Genomic DNA, 16,742 nt, shown 5'->3' on the forward strand with positions numbered 1-16,742 from the left:
GGCTTAAGCTTTTGAGGTTTTGTGTTTAGGATGTACACGTATGTACCAGTATAGTGTTGCCACGGTTAAAAATTCGAAAGCAATGATCCAGAATTCCCAAGCGGTGAAAAAGCTGTAGTAGCTACCACCCATTGGTATAATAAATACAGGTACTGTAATGAGTGCGTCTAATGCCGCTGCTGTAAGTAGCATGGTCTGCCCTACCCAATAGCCGTGAGTTTTGTTGTCTTTTTTATAATAGTACTTAGTACCAAACCATACCAATGGCATTACGACTATAAATAAGACGGTTCCTGGAAGGTGTTCTAATTGTTCTGAAGTTGCGATACTGCCTGCTACGGTGTAGCATAGTATGGCTATCATCCAAATGATGAATCCTATTACAATAGCTCTTTTTGTTTTCATGTCCTTTTAGTTTTTAAATTCAGGACAAAGCTATGGGTAAGGCTAAGGGTTGACTTGTTTAAAAGGGATTATGATTTGTTTGAAACGGAATCTACTTGATTTGACTAGGTCTGTAGCCAAACTTTTTTTCGAAGGCATTAGAGAAGGAACTTAAGCTATCGTAGCCCACATGCCATGCGGCTTCCTGTACTGTAGCATCTTGATTTCTAATCATCTTATGTGCCAGGGTAAGGCGTTCGTTTTGAAGGTATTTGAAAACTGGTACACCGAATAGTTCTTTGAACTCCTTTTTGAGTTTGAAAGTGTTGAGTCCTATGCGTTTTGATATTTCGTTTAAGGATGGAGGGTTGTCGAGATTGTTTAATAGAATATCTCTTGCCTGATTGAGTTTTTCGCGCTCTGGTGTTTTTAGTTTTTCGGTTTTTAGATTGGCGAGTTCTCCAAAGAAGTGCGATAATAATGCTGTAATCTGACTGCGAAAGAACATCATTTTGGTTTTGCCTTCGTATTGAATATTGAACAATCCATCAACTATGGCTTGCATTTGCGGTGTCATGATAAAGCTTGGACCTTCTACATAATGATCGGACGGATTGACCAGCTCGTTGAGCATTTCCCCAAACAGCTCCCCTTCCTGGTTTGGTAGCTTGTCTATGGCACTGGTTGTGGTTGCAATGAGTAAGCACTCTAGTGGTTTGTCGTTTTCAACGGTATGATCGAATACTACGTTTTCATCAGCATAAAAAGATAATGCCAAACCTTTGGTGTAGTTGAAGTCTCTTTGTTTGTCACCGTACTTAACAGAAAGGTCTACGTTACCAGAGCCGTAAAAGGCTACTGCAATGACTGGTTCATCAAAAGCGCATGCGCTAGATTCTGATACTAAATCTGTGGCATTAGTACTAACTTTAGCTTCTTCCACCAGAATGATGAAGTCGTTGATATTGATGATGTCTCTTGTCATGTGGTGTTCAAATTTAAAAATAGTTTTTTGAATTTGAATGGTAGCTGTGTAAGAACGTGTGTTGTATGGGTTTATTCATTTGATATTAATTGTCCTTTATAACTTATGCCATTTCGGTGTGAGGGTATTATATTAACATCTGCCGTGTTGTTAGAAAAGACTGTGATGGTTATTCTGTAAGTTTCTATAGGATCTTCGGTATCATTAATATTGAACTTTATGATATACGCGTCTCTCTTTTTATGCTTTGTTAGCGTGAAACTTTGTGGTTTGTCGTTAAAGACAATTCCCATATTACCATTGTAGGATCCGCTGCTTAGTTGCTGCTCACCATAATACGGTAGTTGTCCTGAAATGCTATCGTTCTTAACGGTAATGTCGTAGCCACTGACTGTAATGCGGTTGGCGGTATTGCCTGTGTTGCGCATGAGCTGATTTAAGACTTGTGTTGTTGCTCTGGTTGTATACGGCAATGCTGTATGGATGTCTATTTTAAAGTCTTTGCTATTGAGAATGGTTTCTAGGTTGTTGAGTGCTTGTATGCGTTCGGCTTTGGCTTGTGAGGGTTTACAAGATACTATAAGCGTTATGGCTAAGAGTGCCAAACTGTATGCTAAGGGTTTTATGGTGATACGATGTTTCATAACCTATTAAAGGTAGTTATTTATTATGGGATTTGCTAGGATATTAACATGTTTGGTTTTGCAGTGATATGTGTGTTTTCTTTTTGAGATTCCTTCGCTATGCTCGGAATGACAATGGTAAGGTCATTGCGAATGAGGTACGAGCGAAGCAATCTCATTGCTGTGAATGTTACCTTTTTATGAGATTGCTCCGTTACTCGCAGTGACGGTTTGTTATCGTTGTGATTCTTTGATTAGATGCTGAATCAAGTTCAGCATGACAATTATGGCTTCCAAGGCTTCAGCCATTTTTAACGGATTTTGTTTATATATACTGCTGACAGCGACTTCTGACTGTGTCGGAATTTGGTTTGACGCGCTTCAGTGGGTATTGGTTGTTGTGGTTGTTAATACATTTTATTCTCATGCTTCGAATAAAATACTCGAACTGACGTAATGTGTGTTTTCTTTTTGTGATTCCTTCGCTACGCACGGAATGACAATGGTAAAGTCATTGCGAGTGAGGTATAAACGAAGCAATCTCATTGCTGGGTATGTTACCTTTTTATGAGATTACTTCGTTACTCGCAGTGACAGTTTGTTATCGTTGTGATTCTTTGATTAGATGCTGAATCAAGTTCAGCATGACAACAATAGCTTCTTAATTCTTAAGGGATTTCATATCGATGACAAATCGGTATTTAACATCGCTCTTGAGCATGCGTTCGTACGCGGTATTTATATCTTGTATGTTTACCACCTCAATGTCAGATGTAATATTGTGTTTGCCACAGAAATCGAGTAACTCTTGAGTTTCTGCGATGCCACCTATTAACGAACCTGCAATGGATTTGCGTCCCATTATCATTGGAACGGTTACCAGAGGTGGATCTAATGGTCCTAAATACCCTAAAACTACTAATGTACCATTGGTTTTTAATGTTGCGATGTATGGGTTAAAATCATGCTCGTATGGCACAGTATCTAGTATAAGATCGAATTGTCCCATGGCTTTTTCCATTTGTGATTGATCGGTTGAAATAACAACCTCGTGTGCACCAAGTGCTTTGGCGTCTTCGATTTTGTTTGTTGATCTTGAAAATAAGGTAACGTATGCTCCAAGTGCATGTGCCAGTTTAATAGCCATGTGCCCTAAACCACCTAAGCCAACCACAGCCACTTTACTGTCTTTGTTGACATTCCAATAACGTAAAGGCGACCATGTTGTAATGCCTGCACAAAGTACAGGTGCTATACCTGCAAGGTCTAAATGGTTTGGTACTTGTAATACAAAGTCTTCATCTACGACAATGGCTTCTGAATAGCCACCATGGGTGTTGGTTTGTAAATGCTTATCGAATCCACCATAGGTTCCTACCCATTCCGGACAGTATTGCTCTAAATCATTTTTACAGCTGCTACAGGTTCTGCAAGAATCTACCAAACAGCCTACTGCTACAATATCTCCAACTTTATGTTTTGATACGGCACTACCTACTTTTGTGACTTTACCCACAATTTCGTGACCTGGAACTACTGGATATTGTGTCATTCCCCAATCGTTGCGTGCAAAATGTAGGTCTGAATGGCAGACACCACAATATAAAATATCGATTTCTACATCTTTGCTTAAGACTTCTCTTCTATCGATTTGTACTTCTTTTAAATCTGCTTCTGGTGATTGGGTTCCGTATGCTTTAACTTGTTTTGTTTTCATTTTATCTGTGGTTTTTTGGTTTTTATAAATTTGTAGATGTTATTTTTTTAGTGGTACTTGATGATTGTTTTGTTGTTGATAGACTAGATTCTTCATGTTTTTTCTTACGTTCATTTTTGATGCACCAAAAACGAACCAAAAAGTGCTTTGCTGTCAAAGGTATTTTTAAGAGCACTTTTGGTACTCTTAAAACCATAACCAAAATCCTAAATGGCTTCCATGGCTTCAGCCATTTTTAACGGATTTTGTTTATATATACTGCTGACAGCAGTTTCCGATTCCATCGGAATTTGGTTTGACGCTCTTTGTGGATATCTTAGCATATGGTTTTTAATACGTTTTGAGACTGCTTCGTTCCTCGCAGTGACGGCTTTGGTTGTTTTTTTCTTTTTATTATAATGTTTTGTGCCTCAGTGACGGTTTATTATTGTTATACCTGTTGATGAGATGCTGAATCAAGTTCAGCATGACAACAATGGCTTCCAAGGCTTCAGGCATTTTTAATATACTGCTGACAGCGGCTTCCGACTGTATCGGAATTGGGTTTGACGCTCTTTGTGTTTAATTGTTTAACATATGTAACGCTTTATTATTTTATTAATTTACGAAATACATTTTCATTTCGCCTCTGTTTTTTACTGCTATTTTGCCTCTGTATTCGCATTCAAAATCATCTTTAACGATGTTATAGGTGTCTTCTGAAATGTTGATTCGTCCAGCTTCGGAACTACTTTCCATACGCGATGCAATATTTACGGTATCTCCCCAAATATCATAGGCAAACTTTTTTGAGCCAACCACACCTGCTACTACTGCACCTGTGTTAATGCCTATTCTAATATCAAAGGTGGCATCTGTATAGTCATCGTGTTTGGCTTTATTTACAAAGGCATTCATTTCTTTGGCTGCCATAATCATTTCTTTGGCTTGATCCTTTTCATCAAAACTTAAACCACCAACTGCCATGTAGGCATCACCAATGGTCTTAATCTTTTCTAGTCCATATTTTTCTACGATGCTATCGAACTCTGTAAAGTAATGATCTATGGTTTTTACCAGTTTTTCTGGAGACAGGTTTTCTGCATAACTTGTAAACCCTTTAAAATCTGTAAACAGTACCGTTACGGACGGATACTTCTTGGCCTCTACTCTACCCTTGTCTTTTAGCTCTTTGGCGGTTTCTTCTGGTAGAATGTTTAATAATAAATCGTCGGAACGTTGTTTTTCTGCGGCAATGATTTTATTGGTGGCTTTTACATATTTGTGTCTTCTGAACAACCCATACGCTAATAAGGATGTAAGCAATAGAATACCAACGGTTGACCAGATGATAATGCGCTGATTTTTTCGTTTTTGGGTTTCAACCTTTAGTTCGGCTTCTTTTTTGCCTACTTCGAGATTGGCCATATTTTGGACATTCTCAAGATTAATGATGCTGTCTTGATAGATATCGTGTTGGATATACCGCTCTAGAGCTTCTTTGTAGTTTCCAGAATTCTGCATGAGTTCTGATAGCTGTAGATTCGCATTACTGATTTGGTCTTTTAGTTTGTGCTTGGTTGCCAGTTCTAAGCTTTTGTTTGCATATTCTGTAGCTGCTTCAAAATTTTGCTGTTCTTGGTATATATCTGATATGTAGTTTAAAAATTCTGAAATGGGATAATATTCTTCATTAGCTTCTAGAATTTCTATGGCTTCGTTCATATAGTCTTTAGCGAGCTCATCTTTGCCTTGTTTGGCATAGACCATACCAGTATTTCCTAAATTGTAGGCCTTTCCTATTTTATAATCTAATTTTTCAAACAGCTCTCCAGATTCTACAAAATGTCTTAAGGCTTTATCATATTGCTCGGTTTTGTAATATTCGTCTCCTGCATTCAAAAGAGCATTGGCTAACTCTATTGAGTCATTTCTCTTTCTGAAAACGGTAATTGCCTCTTTATAATATTTCTCTGCACTTTCTGAATTACCAATCATGGAATAAGTATCTGCAATTGAGACTAGCAAACTTGACGAAGTTGTCTTAAATTTCCCTTTCTCTGCTAAATCCATACAAATAAAATAGTTTTCTAAGGATTTATGATATTCCCCTTTTAACTGTAAAGCATTAGCCTTTTCTAAAAATCCAAGAGTTCTATAATGAAGAATTGACCTGAAATTAGGTCTAGATTTGTTATTAAGAGTAGAATCCTTATTAGTTGCTTCAATTAATAAATTTGAATACAATAATTTTTCATCAGGATTTGTTTCTCCTTGAACAATATATGAGAGTAATAAAATTCTATTTTCAATGGCTTTGGAATCTCTATATTCCTTTTTTAAAATGTCTACTCGTAATTGTTCCTTATCAACTTCTTGTGCATGAATAGAAATAATTAAAAAATTTATTAATACTGCATAAATATACTTCATTGAATATTTAAAAAAAGTATTAAAATGAACCATAAGTGATTATAAAATATTGATAAATGCTTAATTTTAGTGGTTTAGTTTTTCTAAGTATTGATATGATTTAATCTCTTTTCTTTATTTGAAGTTTTGGATCTATTGTAAACAGCTCATCACCACGATAGCCACTATCAAAGGTTATAGAATATTTAGCCACTAAATTATGATCGGTATTATTATCACCTAATACAGCGACCCAAGAGCCGTCACCAACGTCATAAGGTGGCTTTTCAAAGAAGCCCTCGGGTGCATCTTTAAATTCAATATTAGTTATTAATGCAAGATGCTCACGTCCACTTGCGTCAGAAATATTCCAACTTATCAAGGTATTTGCATCTGCAACACTATCGAAGCTAGTCTTATCTCCAGGGACGTCATAGCCATCACTTGGGATATTGTCTTTAAAATCTATATATTTTAAAAAGTTAGTTCGGTCTCTATGCATATCTTCAGCATTGATTGTAATACTTACCGCTACAGATTGATTTCCCATGATTTATTAATTTAATCTCTTTTTTTAATTTGAAGTTTAGGATCAATAATAAAAGTTCGTGTGCTAAATGGCATGGCAGCGACAGAGTGCCAGGCATTTTCGTTGTAATTTGACATGTATTGCAGCTGTGGTCCTGAAAAGATAATAGGTCCTCTAACGCTGTTTCCTGCAATACCTTCAACGTTATCATAAGGTGCATTGGCGACAGCTGTCCATATACCATCATTAGACCTATACACTTTATTACCTCCATAAATTACTGTACCATTTCTATAGGTACCGCTCATTCCTTCTATCTCAATTGGTGCATCAATCATTGATTGCCATCTATTATCATTATAACTCATCATACATTGCACTTTATTGCCTGCATAAACAATAGGGCCTCCTAAATTATCTCCTGCAATGCCTTCTATATCAAAAGGAGCATTAGCTACCTCTACCCAAATCCCTTGGTTATAATTGTCTATGTAGGCTACACGACTGCCATTGTAAACGATGACTCCTCTGCTGTTTTCGCCAGTAATTCCTTGGATTGGGAATGGTGCTGGTGTTATTTCAACCCATTGGTTACTCGCAAAACCATTCATGTAGGCTACACGATTTCCAGAATAAATAATAGCACCACTTGTATTGTAACCTGCAATACCCTCAATTTCGAAGGGAGCTTCAGCAACAACATGCCAAACATTATCTTGATAACTATCCATGTAAGCCACGGTTTTGCCTAAATACACCATAGGACCGTTTTCATTGCTACCCGCTATACCTTCATAGCCATTTAATCCGATAGTAATACTGTATTTTTCTTCATCGTCTGGATTGAAATTGCCATTTTTAATTTTTGCAGTAAAGACGTTATGACCATCACCACGTTTAATGGTTTGCATAATCTCCTTTCCGGATTTGTGCTTTACATCTTGAAAAAAAACTTCAGTATTACCAGTTTTTGGTACAGCTGTCCATATTATTTGTTGGTTTTTTTCGACTTGTGAGGTGTAGTTTTCTGGATGGCCTGGTTGCTCTATAGGTCCTCCTAGTCCTTGTGAAAACACAACAGCATAATTTTTGTTTTCTTCTGTAATGTTATCTGTGTCTACAGTGACCGTAATATTAATTGGTGTTGGGTTACTCATAATTATTTTGGTTTAATTGGTTAATAGCTAGTTTGATAAGGTAAGGGAATTATGAAGTAATAGGACGTTATGTATTACTGGTACTCAATAGAATGCCACTTTACATATTGAAGTAAACGGGAATGTATCATATGTGGTCAACAATTAAACATATGATAAGCAAGATCATGGTGCTACCACAATAGTATATTTAGGGATAACAAAAAGTTTGGGAGTGTTTCTTGCAGAAAAGAGGTGAATATAAAAATACACAATATTTTTATGCTTTCCTAATAAAACGTCTGTATGGCTATTGATTTTATAAAAAAAACCCGATTAAAAAATCAGGCTTCTATTATTTATTTTCTAATACAAGTGTATTAATCCTCTGGCGGATAGCCATGGATTTCTTCGAACTTTTCATCGAAATTAGTACGTAGGTACGAGTTGAGTTTCTTTTGGTAATCGTCTTTTAACCATTTTAAGAAATTGTGTGTGCTCTTGCTAATACACTTAGCGTATACTTCAATACGTTGGTTGATATCGTCTTTTAACAATTTGGCTAATGCTAAGGCATCGTATACATCTTCGCTGTTCTCGATACAGATTTTAGCATGATGTTCTATTGAACGCTCTAAAACCACTTTAGAAGATTCACCAGCATCAACAGCGTCCTTGTAGCATTGTCTGATATCAAAGTAGGTGTCCTCGGACTTTGCAAACTCCCCTTTTATTTCGTCATCTAAATCGTGTTTAAAACCAGCTTCAATAGCTTCGTCATCCTTAATGCGGTCTGCATACCAGTTAGGAGATTTAAAAATCAGTTGCCAATCTAAATCGGCTCCCCAAGGTCCGAAACGGTATAAGTTATTACCAAGGTCTATTACCGTAAACTTTTCTTTATTGTTTAGAATACGAGAGCCACGACCAATCATCTGGTAGTATAATGTTAAGGATTTTGTAGCTCTGTTGAGTATAATTGTATCTATAGTAGGCTCATCAAAACCCGTTGTTAGGATACTTACTGAGGTTAGGATGGCATTTGGAGTTTCGTGAAACCAATCTAAAATCTGTTTACGTTGCTTTTTGGTAGCTGTATTATCTAAATGCATAATTGGCAAACCAGCTTCCCTAAAGGCATAATACACACTAATTGAAGTATTGATACCATTATTGAAAATAAGCGTCTTCTTACCTAGCGAATGTTTTTTGTAGGCATCTACTGTTTTTTGAAGCATTGCCGGACTGGTGTATAAATCTTCGGAAGACTTTACGGTATAATCACCATTAGAACCTACTTCTAGCGATGTTAATCCCATATCATAAGCATAGGTTTCGCAACGCGCCAGGAATTCGTTTTCTATAAGGTTTTCAATGGTTTCTCCGGTAATGAGTTCGTTGTAGTTACCTTTCATAGGTAACTCTTTATTAGAACTCAACGGTGTTGCGGTAACACCTAGGATAAAGGATTTTTCAAAGAACTTAAACAACTTTGTAAACGAGTTGTAATGTGCCTCATCAATAATTACCAAGCCAACATCTGAGATGTCTAGCATATCATCATTAAGACGGTTGTTTAAGGTTTCTACCATAGCCACAAAGCACGAGTATTCTGCCTGGTCATCTAAATTTGCTTTACTGTTTACCACTTTGTTGGTAACACCAAAACTATTCAACATTTTAGATGTTTGGTTGCAAAGCTCAATACGATGCGTCATTACCAAAACCTTTTTATTGTGGTTTTTTAAGTACTGACGTACCATTTCAGAAAAGATAACCGTTTTTCCACCACCTGTAGGCAATTGATACAATAAGTGGTAATCGTCTGGAGCGTTATCAAATTTTTCGAAGATCTGGCTTATGGCTCCTTGTTGGTAATCGTATAATTCTTTATCGGTTTTCTTTTCTTGAACAGCTTGGTTTGTTTGCGACATATATGTATTGTGAAATTTAAAAGTGCAAAATTAAGGCTTTTTAGTCGATGAATAAAGTGATTTGCGATTAACAATATTTGTTTTAATTTAGCGTTCTTTCAACCGAAAGCATATTTATAATTTAATGAAAACCCTTCTTTTTGCCTTTTCATTTTTTATGAGTTTAACCTGTGTTATTGCACAAAATGAAAGCTCATCTGAAACTTTAAAAATCACATTACCATCAACTTACAAGAAAGCCAATCTGGTTAAAGAAATAGAAATTCCTTTAGCATCAGGTAGCGATACCCTACTTAGCGATTTGCCAGATATTAAGGCTGAGTATTGGGATACAACTGTATACAATCCTTATAAAAATATTGCGGTAACTGAGTTCCCAATCAACATCACATTTTCTGATAGTACTTATGCATCACCTGTACCACACACAAAAGTTATTACCTCTCGTTACGGCTGGCGCAGAGGACGACCACACAAAGGTATTGATATTGATTTGGTAACCGGAGACTCTGTTGTTTCTATACTAGATGGTGTAGTTAGGTTTGCCAGATACAGTCGTGGTCATGGAAAAACGGTTGTTGTGCGTCATTTTAATGGCTTAGAAACCACTTATGCGCATCTTTCGCATATTGCAGTAAAAGCCAACGACACCCTTAAAAAAGGTCAGTATCTAGGTAAAGGTGGTAATACAGGACGCTCAACAGGTAGCCATTTGCATCTTGTAACAAGCTATAAAGGAGAATACATTCATCCTGAGTACCTTTTTAATTTTGACGCTACCAATACGATTCGTTCTCAAGATCTTTGGGTTACACACAAATGGACCAGAACCACTTACCACAGCTCTAGAGGCTTGGCCAAACTTACCTTATTTAACACTAAGGAAGAAGCCTTAGCCAGTTTAGAAAAACAGCGTAAAGTTTATGTGGTTAGAAAAGGAGATACTTTATCCCGAATTTCTAAACGCAACCAAACGAGTATTGCTTCTATTTGCAGAACCAATAAGATAAAACGTACTTCTACACTACGGATTGGTCAAAAGCTAATTTTAGAGCTTTAAAAATTCTATATTTTATTTATTTTGCAGTCTTTAAAACTCTGTAAAATTTGAAAGTCTGTATTGCCGAAAAACCGAGTGTTGCAAGAGAAATTGCAAGTGTTTTGGGTGCCAACACCAAGCGTGATGGTTACTTTGAAGGCAATGGCTATGCTGTAACTTATACTTTTGGTCATCTTTGTACACTTTGTGAACCGAGTGATTACAAGCCTTATTGGAAAAGTTGGGATTTGAACAATCTTCCGATGCTTCCTGAGAAGTTTAAAATTAAGGTTGCAGACAATCAAGGTATCAAAAAGCAATTCAAAATTGTTAAAAGCCTTTTTGATAAAGCAGAAGTCGTTATTAACTGTGGTGATGCCGGACAAGAAGGAGAATTAATACAGCGTTGGGTACTCAGTGAAGCCAAATACAAAGGCAAAGTTCAGCGTTTATGGATTTCATCCTTAACAACAGAAGCTATTAAAGAAGGTTTTGAAAACCTAAAGCCAGCCGAAGACTATGATAATTTGTATTATGCAGGTTTTTCTAGATCTATAGGAGATTGGCTTTTAGGTATTAATGCTACACGTTTATATACCGTAAAACATGGTGGCTATAAACAAGTGTTATCTGTAGGTCGTGTGCAGACTCCTACCCTTGCGATGTTGGTGAATCGCTATAAAGAAATTGAGAACTTTGTACCACAGCCTTACTGGGAATTGCAAACCTTATACAGAGATACGCTTTTTAGCTACGAAGAAGGACGTTTCCTAAACATGGAGGATGGTGAAAAGCTAGCCAATAAAGTTAAGGAGCATGAGTTTGAAATTGTTTCAATAAGCAAGAAAAAAGGTACCGAATATGCGCCCAAGCTTTTTGACCTTACAGGACTGCAAGTGTATTGTAATACCAAGTTTGGTTTTTCGGCAGATGATACTCTAAAAATAGCGCAACGATTGTATGAAAAAAAGGTGGTTACCTATCCTAGAGTTGACACCACGTTTTTACCCAATGATATTTATCCAAAGGTTAAAGGCATATTATCTAAACTAACTGATTACGTTTCGCTTATACAACCTTTATTAAATAAAAAGATAAAGAAGTCTTCTAAGGTTTTTAATGACAAAAAAGTTACCGATCATCATGCTATAATTCCCACCGGAATGCAAACGCATTTGCAACCAGCAGAGCAGCAAGTTTATGATATTATCGTAAAACGTTTTATTGCTGTTTTTTATGAAGATTGTAAAGTGTCTAATACCACAGTTATTGGAAAAGCTGATGATGTAAACTTTAAAACTACAGGAAAGGAAATTTTATCTAAAGGCTGGCGTGTTGTGTTTGAGAAGAAAGATGCTTCGACTGCGCTCAGCATGACAAAAGATACTATTTTACCAACTTTTACCAAAGGTGAAAAAGGACCACACGAACCTTCGTTTTTAGAAAAACTGACCAAACCACCAAAACAATATACCGAAGCTTCTCTCCTACGCGCTATGGAAACGGCAGGCAAACAAGTGGATGATGATGAGCTACGCGACCTAATGAAGGAGAACGGTATTGGTCGTCCGTCTACACGTGCCAATATTATTGAAACACTTTTTAAGCGTAAATACATTAAAAGAAATAAAAAGCAGATTTTACCAACGGTTACAGGTATTCAGTTGATAGATACCATTCAGAATGAACTCTTAAAATCTGCTGAACTTACAGGTACTTGGGAAAAGCAATTAAAGGATATTGAAAAAGGTGACATTAGTGCCAATGCTTTTATTAAAGGTATGAAACGCATGGTTGATGCTTTGGTATATGAAGTACGAAGCGAAAAGGTAGAAACACGTATTTCTGCCGTAAACAATAAACCTGTTGGAAAGTCGAAATCGAAGGCGAAGTCTAAAAATGAAAAATTGATTGGTACTACTTGCCCTAAATGCCAAAACGGACAATTGGTAAAAGGAAAATCGGCTTATGGCTGTACCCTTTACGGCAAAGGTTGTGATTTTGTACTACCTTTTATGTATGGTGCTAAAAAGATTTCTGAGAATCAGTATTTACGATTACTAAGCAAAGGTTCAACGGTGAATCTTAAAGGTTTTAAAATACAAGGAGAATCTATTGAGGGCTTATTGCGTTTTGATGATAACTTCAAACTAAAACTAGAACCAAAGCAAACCGCTAAAAGACAGGTTAAAGCTGGTGATGCTTGCCCAAAGTGTAAAACAGGTACCATTTTAAAAGGGAAAACTGCTTTTGGGTGTAGTAATTATAAAACGGGGTGTGACTTTAGGGTTGGCTTTTAATAAACTTTGACTGCGCTCAGCCTGACATCAAAACTTAGATTGACTTTATTGGAATATAAAAATCCTCTTCAGAATCTGGCCTACACCCATGACTTGAAAATGCGGTATATCATCTATAGCGCGCATACTGAGTTTAAGCTTTTTTGACTTTAACAGCATTCATACCACGCTGTCCCTTTTCGAGTTCAAAAGTGACTTTGTCATTTTCTATGATATCGTCAATGACACCACTGATGTGTATAAAATGTTTTTCATTGGTTTCTGTATCTAAAACAAAACCGTAGCCTTTAGATTCATTAAAGAATGACACTTTACCTTTTCTGATAGGATCAAACTCTTCTTCTACATCTTCTTTTTTAGGTATGCCTATTTCAATATTTTTTGCCTTTATCTTAACCTTCATAGAAGGATCAGGAGGTGTATCGGTAAGATTTCCGTTATGATCTACGTATGCTATAGGGATGCCATTAGTTCCATTTTCTTCTTTGTCTAATTTACGAGCTTCCATTTTTTTACGTTTTTCTTCTCGTTTTTTTAAGCGCTTTTTTTCTTTTTCGGTTTTGCTAAATGTCTGTTGCGATCTACCCATTCAATATAATTTGTAGTTAATAATTGTGTCTGCTCATGAAAATATACAATGCAAACGAGTTAATTAACTTAACAATGAATAGTGTATTAAACCAAAAAGATAACTAAGAATTAATGTTATTTGTGAGGTGTATCTTCAATAAACTAATCAAAGGTACTGTTTTAAATATTATTTAACGAAACCTTTATAAGTAATTGTTTTGTTATTTTGAGAATTCAAAGTTAAAAATGCAATTCCATTAGGTTTTACTGCAAGTGTTGCGTTGTATGCACCAATTCTAAAGCTGATGGTAATTTGATGGGTTTCATCATTAAAATTTACATTATAATTCTGCATACTACCTTTTAACATTATAGATGGTTTATTAGCATTTAATGTAGAAAGCGCACCATAAATATTAGACTTATTTATTGTGATTGTATTGGTATCTTCATTTACTTCACCTCTTTCACTATCACTAAAAACCCAAGTTGCTATAAAATTGAAATTCTTTGATTCAACTATTTTCTTATTAAGGTTGTACATAGCTTGTACCTTTTCCTCTTTGGTTAAAGCCGATTGCGAAAAGCCTATTGAAGGACTTACTATTACTATTAAAAAACAGAATATAAGTAGTTTTTTCATGATTTTTATTTTGGCTCTAATATAGTGTTAATTCTTTCAATACAGTCTCTGTAATGGTATTTTGTATCTGTGTTTACACCAGAATTGGCTGCAGAAGCTAAAACTCGTTTTAACTGATTTAATTCACCTCTAACAATTGATCTCACATCAGACTGATTGACATTAAAATACTGTCTACTTCTATTAGGATCTATTTTTTCAGTCATTAAATACTCCATTCTATCAATATAAGCACGTTGTAAGTTTCTTCTAAAAATAGAAACATTAGCAGCTGATTTTGTTTCAGACCAAATTCCAAGGCGTAAATCTTTCATCATATCTAATGCAGAGTAATTGCTATTATCCATTGCTTTATGGTCTATGAGTCTGCCTAGACGTTCAAAATCCATAACATTGTTTAGATGGCGTGTTTGTAATCGTCTAATTCTATCTGTATAGCCAGCAAAGTCAATATTTTTTACGATGGTTTCGTCTATTAACCAACCTGGAGTATCAAAAGCATTTTTATGCAACCATTGTATTGCTGATTTTTGATAGCCTTTATCTACAGGATTGTAAACTAAACCACTTTGAGAAGGATTTTTAGTGTCTTCTACTACACCACCTACATGCGTTACCACATGGCCAACGTAGCGACTCCAAACACCTAAAAGTTCACTATATAGTTCTTCTAAATCTTCATAATTGTTAGTCTTATCACTCGTCCAACTCGATAGGTTTTTAGCAACAACTTTTAGGTTTTTAAGTCCGTAAGTACTTGCTTTAATGCTATTGTTGCCAATGTCTTCGGTTTGTGCAGTTGGGTCGAAACGACTGCTTTGTTTTCCGAATTTATAAATAGGATTTCCAGCCTTTTCTGTAATCCAATTATCTAAGGTTTCCTTTTCGTCATCAGCAGATGTAGCATTAGGAATGTAACGATAACCATAGTTAATAGCGTAATCATCATAAGGTCCTAACTGACGTATAAAACGTATGTTCTCGTCACCTGGTTGTGCTATGTAATTGTAGCGTGCATAATCCATTATTGTTGCTGCAATTCCGTTTTTTTGAGTAAAAGCACCATCTCTGTAACTTTCTACATCATAGGCATAGCTTGCGCTCATGTTGTGTGGTAATCCTAATGTGTGCCCAACTTCGTGAGCTATCACCATTTTCATCATTTCACCAATTTCTTCATCTGGAGTATTTAATGTTCTTGCGGATGGATTTGCAGCTCCTGTTTCTAACATGTAGCGATTTCTATACGAACGCAAATGGTTATGATACCAGATGATGTCACTTTCTATAATTTCACCACTACGTGGATCTGAAACGCTTGGTCCTGTGGCATTACGTGTGGTACTTGCTACATAACGCACTACAGAATACCGAATGTCTTCTGGACTAAACTCAGGATCTTCTTCTTTGGTTGGAGGATCTTTTGCGATAATTGCATTTTTAAATCCTGCAGCTTCAAAAGCCTTTTGCCAAAGCTCTATACCTTCTTTCATGTATGTTCTGAATTTCATAGGTGTTGCCGGATCTAAATAATATACAATAGGTTTTACAGGCTCAACCAATTCACCTCGTTTATAGGCTTCTATATCTTTTGGTATTAATTTCCAACGTCTTATGTATGTTTTCTCGTCAGCTTTAAGTTCTTCGCTGCCATAATCATATTGGCTTAATGTAAACCAACCTACGCGTTCATCAAAATAACGAGGTTGCATAGGTTCTTCTGGTAACAAAATCATGGATTGATTCATTTGAACACTAATAGTTTCTGTTCCAGAATTTGAAGGTGGCTCAGCGGCATTATAAGTAAAATCCTGAATTACCTCAATATTCTGAGGATAGCTACGCATAGCATTAATAAAGCTTCTTGAATTATCTAAACCTCTAACCTTGTATTGTTTTCTGAAAAAAGATGGTAAACCACTAATAGCTTTTATATCTGAACTGTAAAACTTGGTTACATCAACCACTATAGCAGAAGAATCCTTAGAAAACGCTGCAATATCAAAAGCATATAAGGTTGGTTCATAATTATTAGACCTTACAGATACATGGATTGGCAAACTATCTGCAGCTACAGCACTAGAGGACTTTTCTTTAATGAGAATTTTATCTCTAAAACGTTCCCAGTTAATCATTCTGGTGCTGGTTTTAGTACCTGCATTAACATAGCCTCCACCTAGATTTGCTGGCAATTTAGCCAAGCGACTTACCAACAACATATCTGTATTTAGATATTTAGTAGGAATTTCGAAGTAGTATTTGTCGTCCACAACATGCACATCAAATAGCCCTTTGTCTGTTATAGCATCTTTAGTAATTACTTCGTTGTAGTCTTTAATTTTACCTTGCTTCTTTTTTGGTGCTTGAGGTTTTGTAACAGCTGTAGTTTGCTGGTTTTTGGCTTTAGAAGATTTCTTTACAGTAGCACATGAAAAACATAGGCTTGACACAAGAGATAATACCAGAATTTTTTTCATTATATGAGGATTTA

General features: G+C 36.1%; 13 protein-coding genes. 2 read left to right on the top strand and 11 right to left on the bottom strand.

Annotated features, from left to right (window positions below):
* Positions 1–3 precede the first annotated feature (3 nt).
* The 8 genes from MST30_RS13580 to MST30_RS13615 form a co-directional block, all read right to left on the bottom strand.
* The gene (locus tag MST30_RS13580; RefSeq protein WP_243471948.1) at positions 4–405 is read right to left on the bottom strand and encodes a DUF5367 family protein; all 402 of its coding nucleotides are present in this window, start codon (positions 403–405) and stop codon (positions 4–6) included.
* A 91-nt stretch (positions 406–496) separates the two neighbouring features.
* Positions 497–1,369, bottom strand: coding sequence for a helix-turn-helix transcriptional regulator (locus MST30_RS13585; RefSeq protein WP_243471949.1), 873 nt, complete (start codon positions 1,367–1,369; stop codon positions 497–499).
* Positions 1,370–1,440: 71 nt separating this feature from the next.
* A complete protein-coding gene (locus MST30_RS13590; RefSeq protein WP_243471950.1) occupies positions 1,441–2,013 on the bottom strand; it encodes a DUF4251 domain-containing protein in 573 nt (190 codons plus the stop codon).
* 640 nt (positions 2,014–2,653) lie between these two features.
* Entirely contained in the window at positions 2,654–3,709 is a 1,056-nt protein-coding gene (locus MST30_RS13595) for an NAD(P)-dependent alcohol dehydrogenase (RefSeq protein WP_243471951.1), read from the bottom strand.
* A gap of 597 nt (positions 3,710–4,306) precedes the next feature.
* Complete coding sequence (locus MST30_RS13600; RefSeq protein WP_243471952.1) at positions 4,307–6,121, bottom strand: adenylate/guanylate cyclase domain-containing protein; 1,815 nt, start codon at positions 6,119–6,121, stop codon at positions 4,307–4,309.
* 100 nt (positions 6,122–6,221) lie between these two features.
* The gene (locus tag MST30_RS13605) at positions 6,222–6,650 is read right to left on the bottom strand and encodes a hypothetical protein (RefSeq protein ID WP_243471953.1); all 429 of its coding nucleotides are present in this window, start codon (positions 6,648–6,650) and stop codon (positions 6,222–6,224) included.
* An 11-nt stretch (positions 6,651–6,661) separates the two neighbouring features.
* Positions 6,662–7,786 carry a Kelch repeat-containing protein gene (locus tag MST30_RS13610; RefSeq protein ID WP_243471954.1) on the bottom strand — a complete coding sequence of 375 codons (1,125 nt, stop codon included), beginning with the start codon at positions 7,784–7,786 and terminating at the stop codon, positions 6,662–6,664.
* A gap of 359 nt (positions 7,787–8,145) precedes the next feature.
* Positions 8,146–9,699 carry a DEAD/DEAH box helicase gene (locus tag MST30_RS13615; protein WP_243471955.1) on the bottom strand — a complete coding sequence of 518 codons (1,554 nt, stop codon included), beginning with the start codon at positions 9,697–9,699 and terminating at the stop codon, positions 8,146–8,148.
* Positions 9,700–9,823: 124 nt separating this feature from the next.
* Between MST30_RS13615 and MST30_RS13620 the strand changes: the two genes are divergently transcribed.
* Positions 9,824–10,759, top strand: a complete 936-nt coding sequence (locus MST30_RS13620; protein WP_243471956.1) for a LysM peptidoglycan-binding domain-containing M23 family metallopeptidase — start codon at positions 9,824–9,826, stop codon at positions 10,757–10,759.
* Positions 10,760–10,806: 47 nt separating this feature from the next.
* Positions 10,807–13,038 carry a type IA DNA topoisomerase gene (locus MST30_RS13625; RefSeq protein WP_243471957.1) on the top strand — a complete coding sequence of 744 codons (2,232 nt, stop codon included), beginning with the start codon at positions 10,807–10,809 and terminating at the stop codon, positions 13,036–13,038.
* Between the two features lie 133 nt (positions 13,039–13,171).
* On the opposite strand, the gene MST30_RS13630 is transcribed toward MST30_RS13625, so the two are convergent.
* The 3 genes from MST30_RS13630 to MST30_RS13640 form a co-directional block, all read right to left on the bottom strand.
* Positions 13,172–13,627 carry a cold-shock protein gene (locus MST30_RS13630; RefSeq protein ID WP_243471958.1) on the bottom strand — a complete coding sequence of 152 codons (456 nt, stop codon included), beginning with the start codon at positions 13,625–13,627 and terminating at the stop codon, positions 13,172–13,174.
* A 168-nt stretch (positions 13,628–13,795) separates the two neighbouring features.
* A complete protein-coding gene (locus tag MST30_RS13635; protein ID WP_243471959.1) occupies positions 13,796–14,251 on the bottom strand; it encodes a DUF4251 domain-containing protein in 456 nt (151 codons plus the stop codon).
* 5 nt (positions 14,252–14,256) lie between these two features.
* On the bottom strand, positions 14,257–16,728 hold the full coding sequence (locus tag MST30_RS13640; RefSeq protein ID WP_243471960.1) for a zinc-dependent metalloprotease: 2,472 nt from the start codon (positions 16,726–16,728) through the stop codon (positions 14,257–14,259).
* Positions 16,729–16,742 lie beyond the last annotated feature (14 nt).

The sequence above is a fragment of the Winogradskyella sp. MH6 genome (assembly GCF_022810765.1).
In the GTDB taxonomy this organism is placed as follows: domain Bacteria; phylum Bacteroidota; class Bacteroidia; order Flavobacteriales; family Flavobacteriaceae; genus Winogradskyella.

Excerpts from the sequence above, each read along its gene's own strand:
- MST30_RS13580 (WP_243471948.1), bottom strand. The coding sequence starts at position 405 with ATGAAAACAAAAAGAGCTATTGTAATAGGATTCATCATTTGGATGATA.
- MST30_RS13585 (WP_243471949.1), bottom strand. The coding sequence starts at position 1,369 with ATGACAAGAGACATCATCAATATCAACGACTTCATCATTCTGGTGGAA.
- MST30_RS13590 (WP_243471950.1), bottom strand. The coding sequence starts at position 2,013 with ATGAAACATCGTATCACCATAAAACCCTTAGCATACAGTTTGGCACTC.
- MST30_RS13595 (WP_243471951.1), bottom strand. The coding sequence starts at position 3,709 with ATGAAAACAAAACAAGTTAAAGCATACGGAACCCAATCACCAGAAGCA.
- MST30_RS13600 (WP_243471952.1), bottom strand. The coding sequence starts at position 6,121 with ATGAAGTATATTTATGCAGTATTAATAAATTTTTTAATTATTTCTATT.
- MST30_RS13605 (WP_243471953.1), bottom strand. The coding sequence starts at position 6,650 with ATGGGAAATCAATCTGTAGCGGTAAGTATTACAATCAATGCTGAAGAT.
- MST30_RS13610 (WP_243471954.1), bottom strand. The coding sequence starts at position 7,786 with ATGAGTAACCCAACACCAATTAATATTACGGTCACTGTAGACACAGAT.
- MST30_RS13615 (WP_243471955.1), bottom strand. The coding sequence starts at position 9,699 with ATGTCGCAAACAAACCAAGCTGTTCAAGAAAAGAAAACCGATAAAGAA.
- MST30_RS13620 (WP_243471956.1), top strand. The coding sequence starts at position 9,824 with ATGAAAACCCTTCTTTTTGCCTTTTCATTTTTTATGAGTTTAACCTGT.
- MST30_RS13630 (WP_243471958.1), bottom strand. The coding sequence starts at position 13,627 with ATGGGTAGATCGCAACAGACATTTAGCAAAACCGAAAAAGAAAAAAAG.
- MST30_RS13635 (WP_243471959.1), bottom strand. The coding sequence starts at position 14,251 with ATGAAAAAACTACTTATATTCTGTTTTTTAATAGTAATAGTAAGTCCT.
- MST30_RS13640 (WP_243471960.1), bottom strand. The coding sequence starts at position 16,728 with ATGAAAAAAATTCTGGTATTATCTCTTGTGTCAAGCCTATGTTTTTCA.